At 35.8% G+C, this 25,000-nt stretch carries 25 protein-coding genes, 2 tRNA genes, 2 rRNA genes and 2 riboswitches (1 of these 31 cut by a window edge); of the genes, 19 read left to right on the top strand and 10 right to left on the bottom strand.

The genetic code is table 11. The features are described 5' to 3' along the window. The 8 genes from ACUN28_RS00145 to tsaD form a co-directional block, all read left to right on the top strand. Window positions 1–460, top strand: a 23S ribosomal RNA gene (locus ACUN28_RS00145); it begins 2,462 nt to the left of the window's first position. Between the two features lie 50 nt (window positions 461–510). Continuing rightward, a 5S ribosomal RNA gene (gene rrf / locus ACUN28_RS00140) occupies window positions 511–626 on the top strand. Window positions 627–638: 12 nt separating this feature from the next. Next, window positions 639–715, top strand: a tRNA-Met gene (locus ACUN28_RS00135). 3 nt (window positions 716–718) lie between these two features. Further along, a tRNA-Asp gene (locus ACUN28_RS00130) sits at window positions 719–794 on the top strand. Window positions 795–968: 174 nt separating this feature from the next. Next, window positions 969–1,442, top strand: a complete 474-nt coding sequence (tsaE, locus tag ACUN28_RS00125) for a tRNA (adenosine(37)-N6)-threonylcarbamoyltransferase complex ATPase subunit type 1 TsaE (protein WP_016089585.1) — start codon at window positions 969–971, stop codon at window positions 1,440–1,442. Further along, the gene (gene tsaB / locus ACUN28_RS00120) at window positions 1,423–2,115 is read left to right on the top strand and encodes a tRNA (adenosine(37)-N6)-threonylcarbamoyltransferase complex dimerization subunit type 1 TsaB (RefSeq protein WP_016089584.1); all 693 of its coding nucleotides are present in this window, start codon (window positions 1,423–1,425) and stop codon (window positions 2,113–2,115) included. Before tsaE ends, tsaB begins: the two co-directional genes overlap by 20 nt. A gap of 13 nt (window positions 2,116–2,128) precedes the next feature. Next, window positions 2,129–2,572: a ribosomal protein S18-alanine N-acetyltransferase gene (gene rimI, locus ACUN28_RS00115; RefSeq protein ID WP_016089583.1), complete on the top strand. Its 444-nt coding sequence runs from the start codon at window positions 2,129–2,131 to the stop codon at window positions 2,570–2,572. Then, complete coding sequence (tsaD, locus tag ACUN28_RS00110; RefSeq protein ID WP_016089582.1) at window positions 2,572–3,588, top strand: tRNA (adenosine(37)-N6)-threonylcarbamoyltransferase complex transferase subunit TsaD; 1,017 nt, start codon at window positions 2,572–2,574, stop codon at window positions 3,586–3,588. The genes rimI and tsaD overlap by 1 nt, the downstream gene beginning before the upstream one ends. A 440-nt stretch (window positions 3,589–4,028) precedes the next feature. Here tsaD and ACUN28_RS00105 read toward each other — a convergent pair whose 3' ends face one another. Continuing rightward, on the bottom strand, window positions 4,029–5,963 hold the full coding sequence (locus tag ACUN28_RS00105; protein ID WP_218009487.1) for an ABC-F family ATP-binding cassette domain-containing protein: 1,935 nt from the start codon (window positions 5,961–5,963) through the stop codon (window positions 4,029–4,031). A gap of 187 nt (window positions 5,964–6,150) precedes the next feature. Between ACUN28_RS00105 and ACUN28_RS00100 the strand changes: the two genes are divergently transcribed. Further along, the gene (locus ACUN28_RS00100; protein WP_016089580.1) at window positions 6,151–6,780 is read left to right on the top strand and encodes a redox-sensing transcriptional repressor Rex; all 630 of its coding nucleotides are present in this window, start codon (window positions 6,151–6,153) and stop codon (window positions 6,778–6,780) included. A 32-nt stretch (window positions 6,781–6,812) separates the two neighbouring features. Here ACUN28_RS00100 and ACUN28_RS00095 read toward each other — a convergent pair whose 3' ends face one another. Further along, window positions 6,813–7,001 (bottom strand): YdiK family protein, encoded by a 189-nt coding sequence (locus ACUN28_RS00095; protein WP_016089579.1) that lies wholly within the window; start codon window positions 6,999–7,001, stop codon window positions 6,813–6,815. Continuing rightward, entirely contained in the window at window positions 6,998–7,747 is a 750-nt protein-coding gene (locus ACUN28_RS00090) for a CPBP family intramembrane glutamic endopeptidase (protein ID WP_016089578.1), read from the bottom strand. The genes ACUN28_RS00095 and ACUN28_RS00090 overlap by 4 nt, the downstream gene beginning before the upstream one ends. A 401-nt stretch (window positions 7,748–8,148) precedes the next feature. Here ACUN28_RS00090 and groES point away from each other — a divergent pair, with 401 nt between their 5' ends. The 6 genes from groES to guaA all read left to right on the top strand — a co-directional run bounded on the left by groES (window position 8,149) and on the right by guaA (window position 14,466). Then, window positions 8,149–8,433: a co-chaperone GroES gene (groES, locus tag ACUN28_RS00085; protein ID WP_000917306.1), complete on the top strand. Its 285-nt coding sequence runs from the start codon at window positions 8,149–8,151 to the stop codon at window positions 8,431–8,433. Between the two features lie 38 nt (window positions 8,434–8,471). Beyond that, window positions 8,472–10,109, top strand: coding sequence for a chaperonin GroEL (groL, locus tag ACUN28_RS00080; RefSeq protein ID WP_016089577.1), 1,638 nt, complete (start codon window positions 8,472–8,474; stop codon window positions 10,107–10,109). Window positions 10,110–10,350: 241 nt separating this feature from the next. Beyond that, window positions 10,351–10,662: an AHH domain-containing protein gene (locus ACUN28_RS00075; RefSeq protein WP_016089575.1), complete on the top strand. Its 312-nt coding sequence runs from the start codon at window positions 10,351–10,353 to the stop codon at window positions 10,660–10,662. Window positions 10,663–10,814: 152 nt separating this feature from the next. Continuing rightward, window positions 10,815–11,387 carry an imm11 family protein gene (locus ACUN28_RS00070; protein WP_016089574.1) on the top strand — a complete coding sequence of 191 codons (573 nt, stop codon included), beginning with the start codon at window positions 10,815–10,817 and terminating at the stop codon, window positions 11,385–11,387. 292 nt (window positions 11,388–11,679) lie between these two features. Further along, a complete protein-coding gene (locus ACUN28_RS00065; protein ID WP_016089573.1) occupies window positions 11,680–12,135 on the top strand; it encodes an SMI1/KNR4 family protein in 456 nt (151 codons plus the stop codon). 526 nt (window positions 12,136–12,661) lie between these two features. Then, window positions 12,662–12,763: riboswitch (purine riboswitch) on the top strand. A gap of 164 nt (window positions 12,764–12,927) precedes the next feature. Next, window positions 12,928–14,466: a glutamine-hydrolyzing GMP synthase gene (guaA, locus tag ACUN28_RS00060; RefSeq protein ID WP_139242467.1), complete on the top strand. Its 1,539-nt coding sequence runs from the start codon at window positions 12,928–12,930 to the stop codon at window positions 14,464–14,466. Window positions 14,467–14,575: 109 nt separating this feature from the next. On the opposite strand, the gene ACUN28_RS00055 is transcribed toward guaA, so the two are convergent. The 7 genes from ACUN28_RS00055 to ACUN28_RS00025 all read right to left on the bottom strand — a co-directional run bounded on the left by ACUN28_RS00055 (window position 14,576) and on the right by ACUN28_RS00025 (window position 19,892). Then, complete coding sequence (locus ACUN28_RS00055; RefSeq protein ID WP_445423326.1) at window positions 14,576–15,073, bottom strand: hypothetical protein; 498 nt, start codon at window positions 15,071–15,073, stop codon at window positions 14,576–14,578. A 120-nt stretch (window positions 15,074–15,193) separates the two neighbouring features. Next, the gene (locus tag ACUN28_RS00050) at window positions 15,194–16,369 is read right to left on the bottom strand and encodes a tyrosine-type recombinase/integrase (RefSeq protein WP_445423325.1); all 1,176 of its coding nucleotides are present in this window, start codon (window positions 16,367–16,369) and stop codon (window positions 15,194–15,196) included. Next, window positions 16,353–16,568 (bottom strand): DUF3173 domain-containing protein, encoded by a 216-nt coding sequence (locus ACUN28_RS00045; RefSeq protein ID WP_445423324.1) that lies wholly within the window; start codon window positions 16,566–16,568, stop codon window positions 16,353–16,355. The genes ACUN28_RS00050 and ACUN28_RS00045 overlap by 17 nt, the downstream gene beginning before the upstream one ends. Further along, window positions 16,552–17,388: a rolling circle replication-associated protein gene (locus ACUN28_RS00040; RefSeq protein WP_445423323.1), complete on the bottom strand. Its 837-nt coding sequence runs from the start codon at window positions 17,386–17,388 to the stop codon at window positions 16,552–16,554. Before ACUN28_RS00040 ends, ACUN28_RS00045 begins: the two co-directional genes overlap by 17 nt. Window positions 17,389–17,577: 189 nt before the next feature. After that, the gene (locus ACUN28_RS00035) at window positions 17,578–18,894 is read right to left on the bottom strand and encodes an FtsK/SpoIIIE domain-containing protein (RefSeq protein WP_445423322.1); all 1,317 of its coding nucleotides are present in this window, start codon (window positions 18,892–18,894) and stop codon (window positions 17,578–17,580) included. Window positions 18,895–18,900: 6 nt separating this feature from the next. Then, entirely contained in the window at window positions 18,901–19,233 is a 333-nt protein-coding gene (locus tag ACUN28_RS00030) for a hypothetical protein (RefSeq protein ID WP_445423321.1), read from the bottom strand. A 137-nt stretch (window positions 19,234–19,370) separates the two neighbouring features. Next, the gene (locus ACUN28_RS00025) at window positions 19,371–19,892 is read right to left on the bottom strand and encodes a hypothetical protein (RefSeq protein WP_445423320.1); all 522 of its coding nucleotides are present in this window, start codon (window positions 19,890–19,892) and stop codon (window positions 19,371–19,373) included. Window positions 19,893–20,119: 227 nt separating this feature from the next. Here ACUN28_RS00025 and ACUN28_RS00020 point away from each other — a divergent pair, with 227 nt between their 5' ends. The 4 genes from ACUN28_RS00020 (at window position 20,120) to ampS (ending at window position 24,803) form a co-directional block, all read left to right on the top strand. Further along, window positions 20,120–20,593 carry a hypothetical protein gene (locus ACUN28_RS00020; RefSeq protein ID WP_445423319.1) on the top strand — a complete coding sequence of 158 codons (474 nt, stop codon included), beginning with the start codon at window positions 20,120–20,122 and terminating at the stop codon, window positions 20,591–20,593. A gap of 318 nt (window positions 20,594–20,911) precedes the next feature. Continuing rightward, window positions 20,912–21,013: riboswitch (purine riboswitch) on the top strand. A 128-nt stretch (window positions 21,014–21,141) separates the two neighbouring features. Then, window positions 21,142–22,467 (top strand): NCS2 family permease, encoded by a 1,326-nt coding sequence (locus ACUN28_RS00015; protein ID WP_016089571.1) that lies wholly within the window; start codon window positions 21,142–21,144, stop codon window positions 22,465–22,467. Between the two features lie 145 nt (window positions 22,468–22,612). Next, window positions 22,613–23,314 carry a response regulator transcription factor gene (locus ACUN28_RS00010; protein ID WP_001262950.1) on the top strand — a complete coding sequence of 234 codons (702 nt, stop codon included), beginning with the start codon at window positions 22,613–22,615 and terminating at the stop codon, window positions 23,312–23,314. Further along, complete coding sequence (ampS, locus tag ACUN28_RS00005; protein WP_016089570.1) at window positions 23,298–24,803, top strand: aminopeptidase AmpS; 1,506 nt, start codon at window positions 23,298–23,300, stop codon at window positions 24,801–24,803. The genes ACUN28_RS00010 and ampS overlap by 17 nt, the downstream gene beginning before the upstream one ends. Window positions 24,804–25,000: the final 197 nt, after the last annotated feature.

Raw genomic sequence — 25,000 nt, 5'->3', positions numbered from 1 at the left:
CCCCGGGGATAACAGGCTTATCTCCCCCAAGAGTCCACATCGACGGGGAGGTTTGGCACCTCGATGTCGGCTCATCGCATCCTGGGGCTGTAGTCGGTCCCAAGGGTTGGGCTGTTCGCCCATTAAAGCGGTACGCGAGCTGGGTTCAGAACGTCGTGAGACAGTTCGGTCCCTATCCGTCGTGGGCGTAGGAAATTTGAGAGGAGCTGTCCTTAGTACGAGAGGACCGGGATGGACGCACCGCTGGTGTACCAGTTGTTCTGCCAAGGGCATAGCTGGGTAGCTATGTGCGGAAGGGATAAGTGCTGAAAGCATCTAAGCATGAAGCCCCCCTCAAGATGAGATTTCCCATAGCGTAAGCTAGTAAGATCCCTGAAAGATGATCAGGTTGATAGGTTCGAGGTGGAAGCATGGTGACATGTGGAGCTGACGAATACTAATAGATCGAGGACTTAACCATATAATATGAAGCGAATGTTATCTAGTTTTGAAGGAATATGCCTTCAATAGTTTGGTGATGATGGCAGAGAGGTCACACCCGTTCCCATACCGAACACGGAAGTTAAGCTCTCTAGCGCCGATGGTAGTTGGGACCTTGTCCCTGTGAGAGTAGGACGTCGCCAAGCTATTTATATCATCGCGGGGTGGAGCAGCACGGTAGCTCGTCGGGCTCATAACCCGAAGGTCGCAGGTTCAAATCCTGTCCCCGCAACCAAATGGTCCCGTGGTGTAGTGGTTAACATGCCTGCCTGTCACGCAGGAGATCGCCGGTTCGACCCCGGTCGGGACCGCCATTTTATATAAAGAAAAGAACGAAACATGTTGTTTCGTATTTTTTTATTTGTTTTAACAAAAAACTAATAAAGACAGTCAAACTATCCTTAGGAAAACTCCTAAGGACTTTTTTATATATTCAAAACCTGTATAATAAAGAGCAGAGAACATTGTGAGTAAAGTAGGTGAAGTCTGTGAGTAAATATGAAATAACAACAAAATCTTCTGAAGAAACACAAAGATTATCAGAAAAGCTAGGTGAACTTGTCGGGGCACAAGATGTAATTATTCTAGAAGGAGATCTAGGGGCTGGTAAGACAACTTTTACAAAAGGACTAGCAAAAGGTCTTGGAGTGAAAAGAGTTGTAAATAGTCCTACCTTTAATATTATTAAAGAATATAAAGGGAGATTACCGCTATATCATATGGACGTGTATCGCTTAGCAGAAAGTGAAGAGGACTTAGGTTTTGATGAGTATTTCTACGGTGAAGGAATTACCGTAGTAGAATGGGCTCATTTAATAGAAGACTATTTACCAAATGAGAAGTTGCAAATTAGTTTATTCCATGCTGGAGATGACACAAGAAAAATTGTACTCGAGCCAATTGGAGATCGATATATTAGATTATGTGAGGAGCTATTACAAGATGAAAGTACTAGCAATTGATACTTCAAATTACGTAATGGGTGTATCCCTTATTGAGGAAGGAAACGTAATTGGGGAAATCATTACAAACTTAACAAAAAACCATTCTGTACGTCTTATGCCAGCTGTAGAACAACTGTTAAAAGAATGCGGTGTAAAACCGAAAGAATTAACTAAAATTGTTGTAGCTGCTGGGCCTGGATCATATACAGGTGTTCGTATAGGTGTGACAGCTGCAAAAACATTAGCTTGGTCACTTCAAATACCAATTGTAGGTGTATCAAGTTTAGAAGTAGTGGCTGCAAACGGTGCTAATTTTGATGGATTAATCTGTCCTTTATTCGATGGAAGACGTGGACAAATTTATACGGGCTTATATACATATGAAGGAGAGCATTTAACTTCTATAGAAGAAGACCGAATCATCCTTATTGTAGACTGGTTGCAAATGTTAAAAGATAAAGGAAAGCCTGTTTTATTTATTGGTAATGATGTTAAACTACACAAAGAAACAATTATCGAACATTTAGGCGATCAAGCTGTATTTGCTCCTTTCACTAAAAATAACCCAAGACCAAGTGAGTTAGCATTCTTAGGATTACAAAAAGAAGAACAAGATGTACATTCATTTGTTCCTAGTTATCTTCGTTTAGCTGAAGCTGAAACAAAGTGGTTAGAAAGTCAAAACAAGTAGGAGCTTGGAGAAGATGGATATGATATTTAGAAAGATGGAACTTGATGATATCGCTCAAATTGTAGCTATTGAAGAAGCATCTTTTTCAACTCCTTGGACTGCAGATGCCTTTCACCGTGAGTTAACGATGAATGAACATGCACATTATGTTGTGCTAGAAAAAGATGGCCGTGTAGTTGGATATTGTGGATTGTGGATAATTATTGATGAATCACATATAACAAATATAGCTATTTTGCCAGAATACAGAGGTCAAAAGCTAGGAGATGGTTTATTGAAAGAAGTTATTTCCGAAGCGAAAGACCTAGGGGTAAAAACGATGACACTTGAAGTACGTGTATCAAATGAAGTAGCAAAACAGTTATACAAAAAATACGGATTTCAAAATGGTGGAATTCGTAAACGATACTATGCAGACAATCAGGAAGATGGTCTCGTAATGTGGGTGAATATATAATGGGAAAAAATACGATTATACTTGGTATTGAAACAAGTTGCGATGAAACAGCAGTAGCAGTTGTTAAAAATGGAACGGAAATTATTGCGAATGTCGTTGCATCACAAATTGAAAGTCATAAACGTTTTGGCGGGGTTGTACCAGAGATTGCATCTCGTCATCATGTAGAAGAAATTACAGTTGTGTTAGAAGAAGCTTTAAAAGAAGCAAATATCACATTTGATGATATTGATGCAATTGCTGTAACAGAAGGACCTGGTTTAGTAGGGGCACTTTTAATAGGGGTAAATGCAGCGAAAGCAGTGGCTTTTGCACATGATATTCCTCTAGTGGGTGTTCATCATATTGCTGGTCACATTTATGCGAACCGTTTAGTAAAAGAAGTTCAATTCCCACTACTATCACTTGTTGTATCTGGTGGGCATACAGAGCTTGTTTATATGAAAGAACATGGTTCATTCGAAGTAATTGGTGAAACAAGAGATGATGCAGCTGGAGAGGCATATGATAAAGTAGCTCGTACGTTATCTATGCCATATCCAGGTGGTCCTCATATTGATCGCCTTGCGCATGAAGGAAAGCCGACAATTGATTTGCCTCGTGCATGGCTAGAACCTGATTCGTATGATTTCAGTTTCAGTGGATTGAAATCCGCAGTTATCAACACTGTGCATAACGCAAAACAACGTGGGATAGAAATTGCACCGGAAGATTTAGCAGCAAGTTTCCAAGAGAGTGTAATAGATGTGCTTGTAACGAAAGCATCTCGTGCAGCAGAAGCGTATAGCGTAAAGCAACTGCTTCTTGCGGGTGGAGTAGCTGCGAATAAAGGACTTCGCGCACGTTTGGAAGCAGAATTTGCGCCAAAAGAAAATATTGAGCTAATTATTCCTCCGCTATCTTTATGTACCGATAATGCGGCAATGATTGCAGCGGCAGGTACAATTGCATATGAACAAGGAAAACGTGCTACATTAGCTTTAAATGCAAATCCAGGATTAGATATTGAAGCATAGTTATGCACAAAATTAACCACAGCCTGTGGATAAAACCCATATTATCTGTTGATAATGTGGGTTTTGTTGTGTATATAAAATGTTGATAACTTTTTCGTTGATTGTGGATAATGTGGAAAAGTAATTTTGAGGTTTATTTTATAAAGGTGGATATGTGCATAAACTTGTGGATAAAGTAGATGAAGTCTGACCTTTAAATGTATTCTTTTTTGGGAAATAAAAAACAAGAAGATATCCTTAAAAAACATTTTGAAATATGCTCTAATTATAGATGTCGCTAACATTGTCAAACTTTGTCGGCAAATTGATATTTTGTGTCGAATCGTTGATTTGTTTAAAAAATCGTTTTGACAATATGACGTTGATTCCAACTAGAAGATAAAAAGGATGTCGCATAGTCAAAAATCCCGACTTATGAGACATCCTCTTTATCAATACTTTTATAAATGCAATTCTTCCCATTCTGCCATACAAGCTTCCAGTTGCTCTTGTAGTGTTTGCTTTTTCGTTGTAATTTCACTAGCCTTTTCATAATCTGCATATATTTCTGGTAAGCAAAGTTGATCTTCTAACGTAGCAATTTCTTCTTCAAATTCTATGATGTTTTGTTCTAGTTCCTCAATTTTCCGAGTGCGTTGACGCTCTAATTGTTTACGCTCTTTTTCTTCGAGATAATTTAATTTTTCTTGAGCTACAGTTTTTTGAACAGGTGCCTGATTTTCTTGCTGTTCTTGTTGTTCAAATTCTGCACGTTCGATCATCTCATTCTTCTTTTCAACGTAGTAATCGTAATCCCCTAGATATTCCTGTGCACCTTCTGTTGATAACTCAATAACAGTTGTCGTTACACGATTAATAAAGTAGCGGTCATGTGATACGAATAGAAGAGTTCCTGGGTAATCAATTAAAGCATTCTCCAAAATCTCTTTACTATTTAAATCGAGATGGTTCGTAGGCTCATCGAGAATTAATAAATTCGATTTTTGCATCATAAGTTTTGCAAGAGCTAATCGAGCTTTTTGTCCACCACTAAGAGAAGATACGGGCTTTAATACATCATCTCCTGTGAATAAGAAGTTACCTAGTATCGTGCGAATTTCTTTTTCAGGCTGCAATGGATATTCATCCCATAATTCATTTAAAACTCGCTTAGAAGATGTTAAGTTAGCTTGTTCTTGATCATAATAGCCAACAGAGACATTGGATCCGAAAGAAACATCACCATTTAGTAGAGGTAACTTATTCACAAGTGATTTTAACAATGTGGATTTCCCGATTCCGTTCGGTCCAACTAAAGCAACACTATCCCCGCGAGTTAAGCGCATTGTTACATGTTCAATAATCGGATCCTCATCATAGCCGATGGTTGCATCCTTTACTTGTAAAACATCATTTCCGCTTTGTTTTTCAATATCGAAGTGGAAGGATGCTGACTTAGAATCACCTAATGGTCTTGTTAATAATTCCATTCGGTCTAATTGTTTACGACGGCTTTGCGCACGTTTTGTCGTAGATGCACGAGCTATATTTTTTTGAACGAAGTCCTCAAGCTTAGCAATTTCATCCTGTTGCTTTTCATAACGTTTCATTTCTTGCTCGTATAGCGCTGATTTTAAATCTAAATATTTACTGTAGTTACCAACAAATCGTCTGCTCTCTTTATTCGAAATTTCATATACTTGTGTAACGAGTTTATCTAAGAAATAACGGTCATGGGAAACGATTAGTATTGCGCCAGGATAGCCTTGTAAATATTGTTCAAGCCATGTTAATGTTTCGATATCTAAATGGTTTGTAGGCTCGTCCAAAATAAGTAAGTCCGGTTTCGTTAATAATAATTTACCGAGAGCCAATCGAGTTTTTTGTCCACCGCTTAATGTAGAAATCGTCGTCTGATGCGTTTCAACTGGGAAGCCAAGCCCGCTTAAAATCGAACGAATATCTGCTTCGTACTGATAGCCACCTTGATCTTTATAATCTAATTGTAATTGATCGTAATCAGCTAATAATCTTTCATATATAGCCTCGTTTGAAAAGTTTTCTTCTTTTCCCATCTCTTGCTCTAGCCTTCGAAGTTTTGTCTCCATTTGCTGCAAGTGTGTAAAGACGGTTAACATTTCATCCCAAATTGTTAAAGATGTTTCTAACCCGGTATTTTGAGCTAAATATCCGATGGAGACATCTTTCGGTTTTATAATTTCGCCACCATCATGGGATAGCTCACCAGCTATTATTTTTAATAATGTAGATTTTCCGGCTCCATTTCGTCCGACTAATGCGATACGATCTTTCGTTTGAACTTCCAATTTTATGTTTGCAAGAATCGTTTCTGCACCGTATAATTTCGAAAGCGCGTTTACTTGTAATAAAATCAATGTTTTCACCTCAAATAATTTCTTAACTTTGCCATGTTTATATTTCTCAATCATACTAAAAATAGTGTATAGTTTAAAATAAAGAGAGAATACTTCTTTTCTTTATTATACAGGGAAATTCATGAGTGCTAAACTTCTGTATTTGATTCAAGCATATGAATAAAGATAGGAAGAGAGGAGAGGTTATATGGATCAGCACAAAATTCCACAGGCCACTGCCAAACGATTGCCTCTATACTATCGATTTATCCAAAACTTATCTCTTTCTGGTAAGCAACGTGTTTCATCAGCCGAATTGAGCGAAGCGGTAAAGGTTGATTCCGCAACGATTCGAAGAGATTTTTCATATTTTGGAGCGTTAGGGAAAAAGGGTTATGGATATAACGTAAATTATTTATTATCATTTTTCCGTGAAACACTCGACCAAGATGATATAACACGTGTAGCACTTATTGGAGTAGGTAATTTAGGGACCGCTTTCTTACATTATAATTTCACGAAAAACAATAATACAAAAATTGAAATGGCGTTTGACGTTAGTGAAGAGAAAGTCGGAACAGAAATCGGGGGCATTCCTGTATATCATTTAGATGAATTAGAAGAACGTTTATCAACTGATATACAAGTGGCAATATTAACAGTACCCGCTACAGTAGCACAATCTGTAGCAGATAGATTGGCGGAAACGAACGTGCATGGTATTTTAAATTTCACACCAGCGCGCTTAAATGTGTCAGACAATATAAGAATTCATCATATTGATTTAGCAGTAGAATTACAAACACTTGTTTACTTTTTGAAGAATTATCCACAATAAAACGCAGAGGAAGCGACCTCTGCGTTTTATTATTATTTTTTCTTTGTGAATTTAACTAAGATAAGGCGAAGTGCCAAATTAAAATCAATTGTTGCCATAACTGCAAATAGTATTGTCCACATATTCCAGATTGTATCTGTTACGTTCGTAATGGCGAAGCGTGTAAAGATACATCCAAGAAGGAAGTACAATGCAGCCATGAATAATGGCGAGTTTCTCATACTAAAAATCCTCCGATAAAGCCTTGCATTTTTTCAGCTTCTTTAATCATTTCTTGAATTTGTTCATTACTCACTAAAACTTGAGCAATTGCAACTAATGTATTCATTGCAACATGGGCTGCAATTGGAACGATAATGCGCTTCGTTTTTACATATAAAAAGGCGAATACGAGCCCCATAGCAGTGTATACCAATAAGTGAGTAAAATCAAAATGAATTGCTGCGAATACGAGAGAACTAATGATAGCAGCAATAAAGAAATTAAACTTCTTATACAGTGTACCAAATAAAATTTTTCTAAATACGATTTCTTCCAAAATAGGTCCTATTATAGATATAACGATAAGGAACCAAGGTGTCGTTCTTGCGATATCCATAAGTCTCGCTGTATTTTCAGATCCAGGTTTAATACCTAATACATACATTTCGATCATACCGGCAATACTTTGCGAGAAAAATGCTAAGAAGAATCCGATAAAAATCCAACCAATCGTAGCTGGAACAGTAGAGCGCTTTGTATCTAAATGTCTGTCGCGAATATCAGCTTTAAGTAACCAAAGTACGATACATAATGCAATAAAGAAGCTAATGATTGCCCAGTGTCCAGTTATGAGTTGAAATTTCTCTTCTCTAGTAAATCCCCTGTTATCATAAAGTCCAGTTTTCAGCAGAAGTGGTAATCCAGCAATGGATGATAACTGCATTAAAATGTATGTAACGATAACCCACCAATATTGTTTTTTCAAATGGTTTAACCATCCTTTCTAACTCTAGTGTATGAGATAAGGTAGGATAACATGTAAGTATGCTACCTACGATATAAACCTCACTTAAATTATGTTTTTTTCGTAAATCCTTATTTGAAATGATAATAGAAGACAGGAGAAAGTTGTGTGTATAGCGAAAACAACTTAGGGTGTCCTTTCATATTGTAACATACGAGTAGTGGAAACAACGATTCATATAGTAAAGGTAGAAGAAGAGGGACTCTATATAGAAAAGTGTATAGCTTAATTTGCGAAAAAATTATGATTTTTTTACTTGCAAAAGAAATTGAGATTATTTATTATTATAAGTGTGTTAGCACTCGGGTGAGTTGAGTGCTAATAAATAAAATTTACATAACAAAATGAGGAGGTTATTGTTCATGCTAAAGCCATTAGGTGATCGCGTTGTAATTGAGCTTGTTCAAGCAGAAGAAAAAACAGCAAGTGGTATTGTATTACCAGACACTGCAAAAGAAAAACCACAAGAGGGTAAAGTTATTGCAGTAGGTACTGGTCGAGTGCTTGAAAATGGTGAGCGTGTTGCTTTAGAGGTAGCAGCAGGTGATCTTATCATCTTCTCAAAATATGCAGGTACTGAAGTGAAATACGAAGGTACAGACTACTTGATTTTACGTGAAAGTGACATTTTAGCAGTTATCGGTTAATTATATAAATCTTAAAAAATCCAAGGGGGTCAATTATTATGGCAAAAGATATTAAATTTAGTGAAGAAGCACGTCGTTCGATGCTTCGCGGTGTCGACACTCTTGCAAACGCAGTAAAAGTAACGCTTGGACCAAAAGGTCGTAACGTTGTACTTGAGAAAAAATTTGGTTCACCACTTATTACAAATGATGGTGTAACAATCGCAAAAGAAATCGAATTAGAAGATGCATTCGAAAACATGGGTGCAAAATTAGTAGCAGAAGTTGCTAGCAAAACAAATGATGTAGCTGGTGACGGAACAACAACTGCAACTGTATTAGCACAAGCTATGATTCGTGAAGGTCTTAAAAACGTAACAGCTGGTGCGAACCCAATGGGTCTTCGTAAAGGTATCGAAAAAGCTGTTACTGCTGCAATTGCAGAATTAAAAGAGATTTCTAAACCAATCGAAGGCAAATCTTCTATCGCACAAGTAGCTGCTATTTCTGCAGCTGACGAAGAAGTAGGTCAATTAATCGCTGAAGCAATGGAGCGCGTTGGTAACGACGGCGTTATTACTTTAGAAGAATCTAAAGGATTTACAACAGAATTAGACGTAGTAGAAGGTATGCAATTTGATCGTGGATATGCATCTCCTTACATGATTACTGATTCTGACAAAATGGAAGCAGTTCTTGATAACCCATACATCTTAATTACTGATAAGAAGATTTCTAACATCCAAGAAATCTTACCAGTATTAGAGCAAGTGGTACAACAAGGTAAACCACTTCTTATCATTGCTGAAGATGTAGAAGGTGAAGCATTAGCTACATTAGTAGTGAACAAACTTCGTGGTACATTCAATGTAGTAGCTGTTAAAGCTCCTGGATTTGGTGACCGTCGTAAAGCAATGCTAGAAGATATCGCAATCTTAACTGGTGGCGAAGTAATCACTGAAGAATTAGGTCGTGACTTAAAATCTGCTACAATTGAATCTTTAGGACGCGCTGGTAAAGTTGTTGTAACGAAAGAAAACACAACTGTAGTTGAAGGTATCGGAAATTCACAACAAATCGAAGCTCGCATCGGTCAAATCCGCGCGCAATTAGAAGAAACTACTTCTGAATTCGATCGTGAAAAATTACAAGAGCGTCTTGCAAAACTTGCAGGTGGCGTAGCAGTAATTAAAGTAGGTGCAGCAACTGAAACTGAGTTAAAAGAGCGCAAACTTCGCATTGAAGATGCACTTAACTCAACTCGTGCAGCAGTAGAAGAAGGTATCGTTGCAGGTGGTGGTACTTCACTTATGAACGTATACACGAAAGTAGCTTCTATCGTAGCTGAAGGCGACGAAGCAACAGGTATCAACATCGTACTTCGTGCATTAGAAGAGCCAGTTCGTCAAATCGCAATCAACGCTGGTCTAGAAGGATCTGTAGTTGTAGAGCGTCTAAAAGGCGAAAAAGTAGGCGTTGGTTTCAACGCAGCTACTGGCGAGTGGGTTAACATGCTTGAAACTGGTATCGTAGATCCAGCTAAAGTAACTCGCTCTGCACTTCAAAACGCAGCATCTGTTGCAGCTATGTTCTTAACAACTGAAGCTGTAGTTGCTGACAAGCCAGAACCAGCTGGTGCTGCTGGAATGCCTGACATGGGCGGCATGGGCATGGGCGGTATGGGCGGAATGATGTAATAAGCATCACTCTGTGAAGCTGTGCAATGTATAAATAAATAATTAGAAGGCTACTTCCTTGGTAAAAGGAGGTAGTCTTTTTTGTGTTGTTAAATTTTGCATACCAAGAATTTCTGGAAGACCGTAAGTTTAGGAATACAACGGAGGTAAATATTCAAAATTATAAGGTTCTCTTAGGTGGTTTTATTGATTACTGTCACGATAATGACATTTTGAATGTTGAAGAAGTAGAATTAAGGATGTGCAGGAACTAATAAAAGAGTATGCGGATAAAGTTCTGGATAGAGTAGATGTAAAAAATGATTATCACGATTCGTATACAGCATCTAAAGTATTACGTGAAGAACTTAAGGATGCAGCGCATCATCTAACGCCTTGGAACGACAGTAGGGCAGAAAAGGCACAAAAAATATTAAAGGAATTTAGGATAGACCATGATTCGGCGGCTAACGGAGTATTTTTATCTTATAAAGTGAATGAATACGTGGTTACTGAAGTCTTACACATAGGCAATCATAGTTCAGAGTACATACTTGAAGTAGAGAGGGTATGAAGTCTTATTAAGAAACGAGGCGGTACCCAGGAAGATATTGTTGAATCTTTACATGATATAAGAGAACGTTTATTGAATGGTGAATTAAAATTAAATAAATCGAAGAAAGAGTAATCTTATTTATACTAGAAAAATAGCAAAGGAGAGTAAAAATGAAAATTTGGGAATTAAAGAGTTCATTTGATGACTATGAATCCTTTCAGCTATTGAATTTAGAAGGAGATTCTAAAAAATATTTTGAAGGAAAAATTGACTCGGCAGCAAAAGCATCTGATTCATGGGGAGAAATACGTATTAAATGTGTAGAAGAAGGAAATCAAAGTGATTCCCCTCATTTTTGGGGAGAAGTTGGTACACCAATGGTTAGTGAGAAAGCTAAAAAATTCTTAGAATCTATGCTGGGTGATAATGTAGAATTTCTTCCCCTAATTCATGATATGACGGGCGAAGTCTATTATATAATTAACGTTTTAAATGCAATAGATGCTATTGATTATGAAAAAGCTATACTAAAGAAATTACGCTCTGGTTTAGTAATAGACTTCAAAAAATACGCATTCTTATCTAATATGGTTAAGAACCAAACAATATTTAAAGTTTACTTAAATGAAATATTACATATTCCTTCTGTTTTTGTATCAGATGAGTTGAGAAGTGCAGTTTTAGAAAGTGATTTAAAAGGTTTTGAATTTGTAGAGGTATGGGATTCAAAAGTGGACATGTAAAAGAAAGTCCTAAAATAACTGATAGAAGTTGAAATAATGGTTTGCATTAACTAGACACTTATAAGATGGAGATAGTGTAGATATAACTTGGTCTATACCCAAATATAATACCTATACTAAAAGTGAATAAATACTCTTAGTAAGAAGTTTTTTAGCAGAAACTTATCAGACGGTACTTATCTAGAATTTGATAAACCATCTGGCACAGTAATGAAAACATATAATGATTTCATTACAATGCTTGAGGAAGCATTGAAAAAGAGTCCTTCTTTAATACGGAGGTATTAACGCTATGTTTAACTTTTTGAAAAAACATATTGTAGCAGACGAAAGTATTAAATCTAATCAAACCCCTATTTTTTACCCTTTGCCAAAAGAAGAGATAGCAGAAGCAGGGGATTTGTTAAAAATACAGTTCCCTAAAGAACTAAAACATTTCTTTGAGGAAATTGGTTATGGATTTTTAAGTACCAATAGAAATTTAATCAATAGATTTATGGACCCGATTTCAGTTGCAGATTTTCGTTTAAGACAGGATATTTATGAACATAATCCAAACTTGGATGATACAGATGATGAAGAATCATTGGTATTTTTCGAAATTACGGAAATTAGTTTTTTAACAATTAAATTTAAAGAGGAAAATGAATTAGGCCAATGTCCTATTTACTCTGAGGATGAGAAAATAGCGGATTCTTTAGAAGAATTTTTAATTAAAATGGACGAAAACCCTGACTATTATATTTAATCTTATTAATAATTGCTTTAAGGCTTAGGGTTTGAGAAACAGCTAATTATGAATAACAAAAAGCTTATGTATAACTTGCATAGGCTTTTATAATGTCTATTAACCCTCTTATTTTGAGGTGTATTTATGTCAGCGTAAGAGCTAGAACAGGTTGATGAAATTCTTAAAGAAGCTGGTTACGGTTTTCAGTACATACATAAGTCATAATGTATTAAAAATTTTTATACGGATAGGTAAACATAAATAGGAAGAAACTGATGATACAACTTTACAACTATTAACCACTATTTTTCACTTGAAATATAATTTTCAAGCTAAGAAGTAGTACTGCTTCTTAAAATATATACATAGCTAAACTAACAACTTTAGCTATAGTAGCCGACAAGCCAGAACCAAATGCACCAGCAATGCCTGACATGGGCGGAATGATGTTTTTTTATGTTTTTTAGCAAAGGAAATGAATTTCTGTAGAATTTTGTCGCTTTCTCTCTTGACCATATAGATACTTCATTGTTAGAATCTAGGAAGATAATATAAAACGATCCTTCATATATCCTCAAAGATAAGGTTTGAGAGTCTCTACCGGGTTACCGTAAACGACCTGACTATGAAGGCAGTGTGTCTTATATTTATAAAGAGCGGAGACTATCTTTCTTTATAAAGCCAGACCCCTGCCTTTTCTTTGTTATGAGACTAGAGGCGGAGGACTGGCTTTTTTTATTATATTAGTAATGCTTTTCGCCAAATTGGTGAAAATATTTATATACGAGAACTAACGTTGGGGTGATTATTTTGAAGAAGCAGCACGATACAATTATCGTTTTAGATTTTGGGAGTCAATACAATCAGTTAATAGCACGTCGAATTCGTGAGTTCGGTGTATACAGTGAACTTCATCCACATACAATTACTGCAGAAGAAATTAAAGCAATGAATCCAAAAGGGATTATCTTCTCTGGTGGACCAAATAGTGTATACGGTGAAGGTGCATTACATTGTGATGAAAAAATCTTTGAACTAGGATTACCGATCTTCGGAATTTGTTACGGTATGCAGCTTATGACGCAACACTTTGGTGGTAAAGTAGAGCGTGCGAATCACCGTGAGTACGGAAAAGCTGTTCTGAAAGTAGAGAACGAATCAAAATTATATGCGAATCTTCCAGAAGAGCAAGTTGTATGGATGAGTCATGGTGACTTAGTAACTGGTTTACCTGAAGGATTCGTAGTAGATGCAACAAGTGAGTCTTGTCCAATTGCTGGTATGAGCAATGAAGAGCAAAACTTATACGGTGTACAATTCCACCCAGAAGTACGTCACTCTGAGCACGGTAACGATTTAATTAAAAACTTCGTATTCGGCGCATGTGGCTGTTCTGAAGGATGGAACATGGAGAACTTTATCGAAGTAGAATTAGAAAAAATCCGTGAAACTGTTGGAGACAAAAAAGTACTATGCGCACTTAGCGGCGGTGTAGACTCTTCTGTTGTAGCAGTATTAATTCATAAAGCAATCGGCGACCAATTAACATGTATTTTCGTTGACCATGGTTTACTTCGTAAAGGTGAAGCAGAAGGCGTTATGAAAACATTCAGCGAAGGCTTCCACATGAACGTTATTAAAGTGGATGCACAAGAACGTTTCATGAACAAGTTAAAAGGTGTAGAAGATCCAGAACAAAAACGTAAAATCATCGGTAATGAATTCATTTACGTATTTGATGATGAAGCTTCTAAATTACAAGGTATGGACTTCCTAGCACAAGGTACACTTTACACAGACATCGTTGAAAGTGGTACAGCAACTGCACAAACCATTAAATCTCACCATAATGTTGGTGGTCTTCCAGAAGACATGCAGTTCAAATTAATTGAGCCTTTAAACACGTTATTTAAAGATGAAGTACGTGTATTAGGATCAGAACTAGGAATTCCTGATGAAATCGTATGGCGTCAACCATTCCCAGGCCCTGGTCTTGGTATTCGTGTATTAGGTGAAATCACAGAAGAGAAATTAGAAATCGTTCGTGAATCTGATGCGATTTTACGTGAAGAAATTATTAAAGCGGGCTTAGACCGCGAAATCTGGCAATACTTCACTGCGCTTCCTGGTATGCGTAGCGTAGGTGTTATGGGTGACGAGCGTACTTACGATTACACAGTAGGTATCCGTGCAGTAACATCTATCGACGGTATGACAGCTGACTGGGCACGTATCCCTTGGGATGTATTAGAGAAAATCTCTGTACGTATCGTAAATGAAGTAAAACACGTTAACCGTATCGTGTATGATGTAACGAGTAAGCCACCAGCAACTATTGAGTGGGAATAGTAAAAAGAAGCTTAGAATCCTTGGTTTATAAGGGCTCTAAGCTTCTTTTCTTTTGTCTTTGCAAACCAATTGCAAACAATCGGATGAATTAAGTCTCTAAAGAAGGTTTTTACTTGATTAGAGTATTTACAAATAGTGCTCTTTGGTTCTCGTCTTTTGTAAATGGGACAGAAATAAAATGAGCATTATTTACTTGTTTTAAAATTTCCTCATATTCACTGTATGCACTTCCTAGATTGGGAGGAGTCTTACCCAATAAAGAACTTATCATCAGTGCATTTTTTTCACCAACATCAATATTATGTTTACTCAATGATGAATAGGTTTCAGCGTTAATAATAGCGGGTGCTGGTGGTTGATTAGGTTCGGATTGGTCGAAAAAGTATAAAAGGTATTCAATTTTAGTTAATTCGTTATCTTCTTTTTCAACATATCCTTGATAACCAAATAGCTCACCGTTCTTAATTGTTAGCCTAACCATGTCGTTAGCTATATATTCTCCGTTAATATTAGAATTCTTACTCACTAAGCCTTTTCCATGACCTGTGATCAATACACCTTTTTCATTTATTCTATCTAAATCTGCATAAAAAACATTTGTGGACATAAATATCGCCTCTTTCAAAAAAATGATATCATTTCATATAATACCATAAATTAGTATTTTATTAAAAATATTCATATTTTTAAGAGTGTAAATTATATAGATTTAAAGGTTTTTAATATATTATTTTTTATGTTTTACATATTGATTGCTTGTTAACTTCCTACTACAATCAGTCTTTTGGGAAATACAAATTAAATTCGTTAATTTATTCGCTACTTCTTTATTTATATTGGGATATAAATGTCCGTAAGTACCCAATGTAGTTTGAATATCTTCGTGGCCCAATCTGTCGCGAATTACTAACGCATTTTCACCCAATGAGATTAATAGAGATGCATGTGAATGTCGCAATGCATGAGTTTTAATCTTATGAACTTTCGCAAGTCTTGAATGCCGCTCAATGATATGGAAGGTTGCGCTTCGATTTGTTGGCACGCCATTATAAGATAAAACATATTTTGAAGGTACGTTTCTAGTTTGAACTTCTTTCCACGCTAACAAAAATTTTATTGTATCGTCATCTAATGCGATTACTCGATTACTTGCTTTTGTTTTAGGTTCAGTGATATAAAATTCACTAGCATTTTTATAGTACATTGATTTACTAACAGTTAAAGTTTTTTCTTTGAAATCTATATCCGTATGCCATTCTAATGCTTGAGCTTCACCAAAGCGTAATCCTGTCATAAATAATAGCCAAATAGTGATGAAGCAAAAATGCTGATGATAGTCTGCAATATTAAAAGTTGCAATGACTTTTTCGAATTCTTCTTTAGTCCAAAAATCTACTTTCTTTTTAACCTTCTTAACATTTCCTACAGCTTTAGCGATATTTTTCTGCAATAAGCCTAATGTCACTGCCAAATCTAAACTTTTTTGAAATAATCCATGTAGATTTCGGATGTATGCACTTGAGTAGTTTTCAGAAAGTTTATTATGCCATTGCTTTATTAATGGTCGGCTAATATCTTTTAACTTTTTACTAAAGAAAAATGTGAAGTGAAGATTCATAGAAGAAATCCTATTCTCAAAAGTTCTAGTTGATACAGAACGTTTATAATCTGGTTTGAAATATGTTTCATAAAACTCTTTGTATGACATAGAACTATTTTTCTTTATGGCAGTGGTAGAGTAGTTATTCATATAGTCATCATAGGCTCTTTTTGCTTCTCGTTGGGTGGAGAAACCACGTTCCCAATGTTGTACTCTTTTACCACGTTCGTCATAGCCTAAACTTGCTACAAAGTACCACTTTCCACTTTTCTTATCTTGATAGACATTAGGAATTTTTGGCATGATGAATTTCTCCGTTTGGATCAATAGTAAAACCTAAAATCTCCTCGACAGCTGAAACAGGGACTCGTCCCAATCTTTTACTAGCATAAAAAGAAAATCCTTTTTCACGCATTAAACATTTAGCTTGTCTGATAATATCAGCTGATTGACTAGGACCAAATCCTAACCCAATCAATTCTTTTTTAGTTATTGTAATCATGGTGAATATCCTCCTTTTTAAACTTCGTATAAAGAACAGTAGAATTTTTAAAAGAATTATCCTTCGTCTGAAAGTCTGGGATATTTCGTGTATACTGTTTACTGTAAACTATTTTTTGATTAGACAAATCAATCGGTTGCAACGAATTGGTTCGTCGTACTTTGGGTGTTTTTAAATTTTGCGATTTAAAAAATGCCTTTTTTTTGTGGTCTTTCATATCTAAATCTTTTGAAAAATATTTACTTACATATCGTCCACGATTATCTTTACTATCAACATCAATCTTATTTAATTTAACAAATCCATGTCCCCATACTTGTTGTAATTCTTTTAGCTTTATAAAAGGGAAGTTAAAGAAGATAATGTGATAATGAATCGCCCCACGTTTTTGTTTTTCCCAAACAGCTAAATATTTTAGTTGCTGTTTCTTAGTTTGATATAAACGATAATTCAAACGCTTAATAAATTTGTTGAATTCCGTATTTGTAAAAGAAATATCTTGCTCATTTTCTTTAAAGGTTAACGTCATAAATTTTGTATTATTATCAAAATTACAATCTATGATACGAGCAATTTCCCAACGTGTTTGTTCATAATGGCGTTGTTTTCGCTTCAAGCTATCATATTGACTATTGGTATTATCAATTTCTTTATCCAGAACCAAATCTTCAAGCCATTTGACACCATCACAAGCATTTTCAACATCGTTTTTGACACTATAGAAAACAGAGTCGTCAAGATATTCCCATACCTCTATAGTAGTTGGTGTTTCAACAACTTTATATTTATAACTTCTGATTTCTTTCTTAATAGAAACCACTCATTTCAAACATCTAGCGTTAGTTTCTCGAGGTTTCATTTTCTCTAGATGTTGTTCTATATATCAAGTTAAATAAGCCGAGCAAAACCCGCTCGTCTAGCCCCCTCAAAGCGGGCGAAAAGACTCGGTCACTCCGTTCAGCCCGCTACGCGTCTGCCTCCCCTTTTCACCCGCTTCGAGGGGGGACATTTAAGAGTTTTCACGTTCCCTAATAATATTCTGTAATTCTCCGATAAAATCGAATCCGCCTGTAAGTAAAGGTGTTTCTATGTATACAGGAGCATTATGTTGTCCATCTATCATGACATAGCCCCCGCCTATCTCACGAATTGACTTAAATTCCATATCGACAGAACCAAACAACATTCTTCTACCCTCATCTGTCATATTTCCTAAGCCAATTCTCACACCAAATTGGTCTCTTAAATTTCCACTTAAAATATTAGCGTCAGGTCTTTGCATAATCATAACAACTTCAATGCCTGCCTGCCGCCCTTTGAGAATTAGGTTGAATAAATATCCTTGTACTTCTTTAACGACCTTCTGTGAAGACACAGCAGCGAATGCAGCGTATTCATCTATCACTACTACCAAAGGCTTAACGTCTGAAAAATCTTTCCACGTTTTACCGAATGAGCTTTCATCAGCAAATAATTTTCTATAACGTCTTTCCATTTCTTCGCTCGCTTCACGCAATAATTTCGCAATCTCATTTTCGGTTGTTGCCGTATGTTCTTTATCTACTATTTTCCCAATCATTGCGAGGTCGGCAGATTTTGGATCAGCCACGAATAACTCCGCGCCCTTACTCAAATAATCTAGAATTAATGTATTGACCATATAGGTCTTCCCACTGCCCGTTGAACCCACTATTAAAAGGTGGGGAGGAGACCCAATTTTCCACTTGATTTTAGAAGTAATTGGTATTTCGTAATTATTAGTATTTCTTTTAGAGTTTGAAACAATAATTCGTTTATCTGGAACTAATTCAAAAACATAATCACAATATTGTACTTCATCAAATTTTTTATATAGTGGTAACCCAAACAATGCACTTAGCAATGTATCGTAGGAATTAGCCTTATCGGAAAACTTATCAGCTTTCTTCCAAGCTCGAACAATTAATTCATCGTCTGTCATTTTGTACAAAAAATAAGCGGAATTAAATACTACTTTTTCTCGTTTGGGACTTCCGTTTTCATTCGTACCAATTTCTCGCATTTCTTCCTCATATAATTTATTCTCCACAATAAAACGCTTCAGTCTTTTGAAAGGAGAACGATTGAATTTTCGTTGTGATGTAAACCATTTTCTAATAATCATTACTAAAGCGACGCAGAACAGTAGAAAACTAATAAATTGTAAAAAGTTTGGCAAGTAACTACCAAGAAAAATCTCGACACTCACTAGCAAACAGATAGAAAAAATTAAAAATGCGACACGATTAAGTAGCGGGATTTTTGAAAAATAGCTTACTTGGATAAAATCATTTTTAGAATTGCGCATTTGTTATCACTCCTCGACTACTACACATCTGTCTGCTTTAGCAGAAATTTGAATCCAACCATTCGAAACATATGGAGTAATTACCAAGTTTTCAAATTCCACATATGTGTTATCGGGAACTTCCTCATCATAAAGTGGGCGAGGCTCGTCAATTTTTATAGAAACCTTTTCAAACTTTCTTTCAACACAGACCACTGTATAAACGTAATTTAGGATTTTCTCAGTTCTCTCAAATTTTCCATTTTCTTTTTCTATGCGCTCATACGCTGGTTTTACATCTACCAATAATAATGTTTCTCCTAGAGTTGCTGCTGGATCAATAATAGGTTTAATAGCCATTTTTAATTCCCCATTTCTAAATTTTTATCTTATTCAATAGTTTTAAGTTCAGGCGAATGCATAAATTATTCTTTTGTTGATTAGCGAAATATGTAGAAGGGCTTCTAATAAGAATCCTCATAATTAATCCCTCCTCCTTAACGCCATAAGCTAGAAAAACCTGCTACGACTTTAGTTAGGTACTCGTAGGAGAAGCCACGAGGACTAGGAAAAGTACTATCTGCCACATTTTTTAATTTTTGAAATAGTAATGAGTTTTTTGGCATTTGAATTTGGAAAGTTTCTATAAGGTCCGGATAGTCCTTTGCTAATTTTGCAAACCTAGCATGTTCCACTTTAAAATCATTTTTTATTAGAAAATCAATTGGGTCTGAACTTTGCTCAAATTTTGGGATTGATTGAAAACTGTTTAAGTTATCTTCAGCCCATATGTACCAATTGTTGAGAATTTTTTTTGCAGTAATTTGTGCAATGCCACTTCCCATTACATCTTTTAGTTCCTGTATAAAATCATCAAATGAACTATCGTATTCTACTCCCTCCATCATCGGTAAATTTTTTCGTTGGAAATAACGGACTCTTGATTTACTCATTTGAGTTATTCCATGACATTGTTCTTCTACATATTTGATTGTTTTTAACATTTCTTTTGCTTTCATTAAATCATCCCCTTATTTTGTTAAACCTCGTATAATTGAATAAAAAATATTTATATTAACTCTAACGAGGTTATAAACAATATAATTCAAAAAAAATAGCACTGTCAATAATTAAAAATGATATTTACAATAAATATATGCATATACGGGGTTTTGTGACTTATATTTACTCGTTAGTTGTGTGGTATTATATTGATATTCGAAATTGTTTTGTAAGGAGGAGTAAAATGACAGAAAGTAGAAATGAAAAATTTAAAAGATTGGCGAGTCAGAGAATGACACGTATCTTTCAGACTGCAAACTTATTAGCCAATCTTTCAAATAGAGCGAATTATTTATATGACAAAAGTGAGATTGATGAAATTTTTGAGGCATACTATAAAAAAGGGCAAGAAACAAAAGCTTTTTTTGAAAAGGTACCTCTGAAAGAGAAGTTAGCAACAGAATTTAAATTTTCAAATACAGATAAAGTGTTGAACAATAAAGAGGAGAAATTTAAACGATTAGCTGAACAACGCTTAACTAAAATTTTTCAAGACCTTGAACTTATTAGCCGATTATCAAACAGAAAACACTACACATATAGCGCACAAGAGATTGATGCCTTATTTACTGCTTTTGAAGAAAAGGGAGAGGAAATTCGAGTTTGTTTTGAACCACTTGAACCACTAAAAGATCACTTTTCGTTTGAGAGTGAGTAAGAAATCATCTTTAACAATTATTTTGAGCTGGCTTAAACGTGCAAACAATTTGCAAACATTAGCAGTCAATTTATAAGGAATCAAAGAACTGTAAACAATTCAAAAGGCCTGATATTCAATAAATTAATTTCTATAATATTTAGAAAGCATTGAGTGGGAATAGTATTATAGTAAAAAAGATCCATCTATTGCTTAGGCATAGATGGATCTTTTTATTTATGTGTTTAATACGAACAAAATTATAAAAAAATATAAAAATGTTCGTTTTTAAATTGACAAAAGCGCTTATGCGAGTTAATATGAGTATGTAATTCAAACGAAAAGTGAATATTATGCCGTCGTATAATATCGGGGATATGGCCCGAAAGTTTCTACCTAGCTACCGTAAATGGCTTGACTACGAGGCGTTTAGATAAAGATGAGGGGAAACTTGTCTTTATTCATAGAACGCTTCCATGTATATGCAATGGAAGCCTTTTTTATTTTTAATAGATAAAAGAGGGCTAGGGAGATTGCGGCGAGTAATCATATAACGGGGGAAACGTAAGATGAAACGCTATTTTCAGTTTGATGAACTCGGCACAAATTATAAAACAGAGTTCATAGCAGGTTTAACGACATTTTTATCTATGGCTTATGTACTATTTGTCAATCCTGCTACGCTGTCACTTGGAAATGTTAAAGGGTTACCGGCAGGTACAGGAATGGATCCAGGTGCAGTATTCGTTGCTACAGCATTAGCAGCAGCAATCGGTTCGTTAATTATGGGTATTTTCGCGAAGTATCCAATTGCTTTAGCACCAGGTATGGGAATTAACGCGTTCTTTGCTTATACGGCAGTGTTAACGATGGGGATTCCGTGGCAAACAGCGATTGCCGGAACATTAATGTCAGGTATTATCTTTATTATTCTTACTGCTTCAGGTATTCGTGAAAAAATCATTAATGCAATTCCATCAGAGTTAAAGTTCGCAGTAGCGGCAGGTATCGGATTATTCATTGCTTTCCTTGGATTCCAAAATGCTGGAATTATCGTGAAAAATGATGCTGTCCTTGTTGGGTTGGGGGATTTAACAAAGGGCACAACGTTACTAGCAATCTTCGGGGTTGTTACTACAATCATCTTCATGATTAAGAAAGTTAATGGTGCAGTGTTTTACGGTATGATTCTTACGGCAATCTTAGGAGTAGCAACAGGATTGATAGATACTCCGAAAGCTGTAGTGGGAGCAATACCGAGTCTAGAACCAACGTTCGGTGTGGCGTTAACGCACTTCGGAGATATTTTCACTGTTCAAATGGGGATTGTTATTATAACGTTCTTCTTTATCGATTTCTTTGATACAGCAGGTACACTTGTAGCGGTTGCAAATCAAGCTGGATTAATGAAGAACAATAAATTACCACGTGCAGGAAAAGCGTTATTCGCAGATGCGATTGCAACTGTAATCGGTGCAATCCTAGGTACATCAACAACAACGTCTTATATTGAATCTTCTGCTGGGGTAGCAGCGGGTGGACGTTCTGGATTTACAGCAGTTGTAACAGCAGGGTTCTTCTTGCTAGCGCTATTCTTCTCACCACTATTAAGTGTTGTGACACCAGCTGTAACAGCGCCAGCGTTAATTATTGTAGGGATCTTGATGGTTTCATCTTTAGGAGAAATTGATTGGAAGAAATTCGAGATTGCAGTACCAGCATTCTTTACTATCATTTCAATGCCACTTACGTATAGTATCGCAACAGGAATTGCGATCGGGTTTATCTTCTATCCAATTACAATGGTAGTAAGTGGTCGCCGTAAAGAGATTCATCCAATTATGTATGTTATGGGAGTTTTATTTGTACTATATTTCATCTACGTTCGTAAATAAAAGGGGTTTTTTGAAAGGTCTAGACTTAAGGGGAGTCTAGACCTTTTTTGCGTCTTCAGAAAAACTTAAGGATTTCCGAGCGTTTTTCTTCAGAAGTTTTCCTATAATAGAAGTTAGGGATTAAAAAAGTGATGGGGGAGATATTGTGGCAAATGAAACAATACTTGTCGTAGATGATGAAAAAGAAATTAGGAATCTTATTACAATCTATTTAAAGAATGAAGGATATAAAGTACTGCAAGCAGGAGACGGAGAAGAAGGGTTACGTCTCCTGGAAGAAAATGAAGTGCATCTAGTCGTATTAGATATTATGATGCCGAAAGTAGACGGTATCCATATGTGTATGAAAGTAAGGGAAGAAAAAGAAATGCCAATTATTATGCTTTCTGCGAAAACGCAAGATATGGATAAGATTTTAGGACTAACAACGGGTGCAGATGATTACGTAACGAAGCCGTTTAATCCGTTAGAGTTAATCGCAAGAATTAAATCTCAGTTACGCCGTTATATGAAAATGAATGGTTTCGCTATACAAAATGAGGACGAGCTAGAAATTGGAGAGATGAAAATAAACATCTCAACCCATAAAGTTATTGTGGATGGAGAAGAAGTGAAACTGACCCCGAGGGAATTTTCGATTCTAGAATTACTAGCTCGTAATCCGGGTATGGTCTTTAGCGCGGAACAAATTTATGAAAAGGTTTGGAACGAAAGATCTTTCCAGTCGGATAACACGGTAATGGTTCATATTCGGAAAGTACGTGAAAAGATTGAGGAGAATCCAAGGAAACCTAGATATATAAAAACAGTATGGGGAGTGGGGTATAAGATTGAAAAAGATATTTAATCCATTTACTTATGTAAGGAAAACAAGACAACTAATTGAGAAATTAGTAAAGAGCGTACGGAAGAGTATAAGAATTCAATTGATTACTACTTTTGCTGCTTGTGCGTTATTAGGAGTTTTGTCAGCAAAGGCAGCTGCGCCATTTTTTGAGAATGCGAATCGTCAAGCGACTATCGATTATCGGGCTGGTATGGAACGAATTAATCACCAAGCTCAAGGAGCAGCAAATAGTTCGGTTCATGAAAATAAATTAGAAGCTATATCCAATATGATCGAAATGGAGAATCAAAATTTAGAGCGAGGATCTAGAGCTTTAAAAATATTGGTTACTGATGAGAGTGGTAAAGTTTTATATAAAACGAAGCAGGCGCAAGAAGAGCAAATCGATTTGCATAATACGATTCGTAATGCAGCATCATTTGCGATTAACTATTCAAATGGTCGAGATGTATTTGAAAATACGAGAAAAGAATTTATAGCTTTTTCACCTATTACAATAGAAGATAAGAATTTGTATATGTTCGTTAGTGGAATACCAGATGGTGTAGTAATGTATGATACGCAAGAAGGACCATTCCCATTTTTAATTGGTGTACTCGTGTTCATTTTCTCTTTCTTCTATATAACAAAGAGAAAGATGAAGCAAATTGAAGCGATGGCAGAAGGTGTAAAGGAAATAGAAAAAGGAAACTTAGCGTACCGTATTGAGAAGAAAGGTGAAGATGAGATTGCGTCTTTAACTGAGAATATTAATAATATGGCGGAAGAGCTTATGAATAATATAGAAAAGGAACGTAAATTAGAGAAGCAAAAGAATGAGCTTATTACGAATGTATCTCACGATTTACGTACACCGCTGACTTCTATTATGGGTTACTTGCGATTACTTAGAGATTCTAAATATGAAAATAAAGAACAACATGATGAGTATACGAGAATTGCTTTTGCGAAGTCGGAGCAGTTAAAGAACTTAATAGAAGATTTATTTGAGTATACGAAGTTAACAAATGAGCAAGTTGTATTGGAAAAACAAGAGGTTTGTATAAATGAGTTATTGGAGCAATTAATAGAAGAGTTAGTACCGCAGGCAGAAGAGCATGGACTTACGTTTGTTAAGAAGTTTCCTGAGGAACGTGCCTATGCAGCGATTGATTCGGAAAAGATGGTCCGTGTATTTGATAATCTATTAATGAACGCGATTAAGTATAGTAAAGATGATGGGGAGATAAAGGTTTCTCTTCAAAGGCAGCGCCGGGATATACAAATTGTAATTGCGAATCATAGTGAAGAGTTTACGAGAGAAGAGTTAGGGAGTTTATTTGAACGCTTTTATAAGAAAGATCAATCTAGAAGTAGAGTAACAGAAGGATCGGGACTTGGATTAGCGATTGCGAAAAGTATTGTTGAGTTGCAAGGTGGTAGTATTCGAGCTGAATATGAGGATGGTATTATTCAGTTTATCGTCTCGTTACCAATTATAGAAAAATAATAAACGAATAGAATGCTATATGATAAAAAGGCTTATTTTAAAGGGAATAAGCCTTTTTATATTTTTTTAGAAAAACATGTTGACGATTAAGATTTAGAGGTGTAATATAGAACAAGTCGCCGATGCAATAACGCAGAACGCGGCAAACGAAATAAAAAACTTAGTTGACATTAACTAACGAAGATGTTAAGATAAGG

It is taken from the genome of Bacillus sp. WC2507 (genome assembly GCF_052656125.1).
The sequence above is the reverse complement of the archived record's forward strand: the minus strand, read 5'-3'. Positions and strand labels throughout refer to the sequence as shown.

What these genes read in the sequence shown, in the direction of transcription:
- ACUN28_RS00015 (WP_016089571.1), top strand. Translation starts at nt 21,142, where the DNA reads ATGAAACGCTATTTTCAGTTTGATGAACTCGGCACAAATTATAAAACA.
- tsaB (WP_016089584.1), top strand. Translation starts at nt 1,423, where the DNA reads ATGAAAGTACTAGCAATTGATACTTCAAATTACGTAATGGGTGTATCC.
- rimI (WP_016089583.1), top strand. Translation starts at nt 2,129, where the DNA reads ATGGATATGATATTTAGAAAGATGGAACTTGATGATATCGCTCAAATT.
- ACUN28_RS00025 (WP_445423320.1), bottom strand. Translation starts at nt 19,892, where the DNA reads ATGAAAGCAAAAGAAATGTTAAAAACAATCAAATATGTAGAAGAACAA.
- ACUN28_RS00045 (WP_445423324.1), bottom strand. Translation starts at nt 16,568, where the DNA reads ATGATTACAATAACTAAAAAAGAATTGATTGGGTTAGGATTTGGTCCT.
- ACUN28_RS00035 (WP_445423322.1), bottom strand. Translation starts at nt 18,894, where the DNA reads ATGCGCAATTCTAAAAATGATTTTATCCAAGTAAGCTATTTTTCAAAA.
- groES (WP_000917306.1), top strand. Translation starts at nt 8,149, where the DNA reads ATGCTAAAGCCATTAGGTGATCGCGTTGTAATTGAGCTTGTTCAAGCA.
- groL (WP_016089577.1), top strand. Translation starts at nt 8,472, where the DNA reads ATGGCAAAAGATATTAAATTTAGTGAAGAAGCACGTCGTTCGATGCTT.
- ACUN28_RS00070 (WP_016089574.1), top strand. Translation starts at nt 10,815, where the DNA reads ATGAAAATTTGGGAATTAAAGAGTTCATTTGATGACTATGAATCCTTT.
- ACUN28_RS00030 (WP_445423321.1), bottom strand. Translation starts at nt 19,233, where the DNA reads ATGGCTATTAAACCTATTATTGATCCAGCAGCAACTCTAGGAGAAACA.
- ACUN28_RS00020 (WP_445423319.1), top strand. Translation starts at nt 20,120, where the DNA reads ATGACAGAAAGTAGAAATGAAAAATTTAAAAGATTGGCGAGTCAGAGA.
- ACUN28_RS00100 (WP_016089580.1), top strand. Translation starts at nt 6,151, where the DNA reads ATGGATCAGCACAAAATTCCACAGGCCACTGCCAAACGATTGCCTCTA.
- tsaD (WP_016089582.1), top strand. Translation starts at nt 2,572, where the DNA reads ATGGGAAAAAATACGATTATACTTGGTATTGAAACAAGTTGCGATGAA.
- ACUN28_RS00095 (WP_016089579.1), bottom strand. Translation starts at nt 7,001, where the DNA reads ATGAGAAACTCGCCATTATTCATGGCTGCATTGTACTTCCTTCTTGGA.
- ACUN28_RS00055 (WP_445423326.1), bottom strand. Translation starts at nt 15,073, where the DNA reads ATGTCCACAAATGTTTTTTATGCAGATTTAGATAGAATAAATGAAAAA.
- ACUN28_RS00050 (WP_445423325.1), bottom strand. Translation starts at nt 16,369, where the DNA reads ATGCCAAAAATTCCTAATGTCTATCAAGATAAGAAAAGTGGAAAGTGG.
- ACUN28_RS00065 (WP_016089573.1), top strand. Translation starts at nt 11,680, where the DNA reads ATGTTTAACTTTTTGAAAAAACATATTGTAGCAGACGAAAGTATTAAA.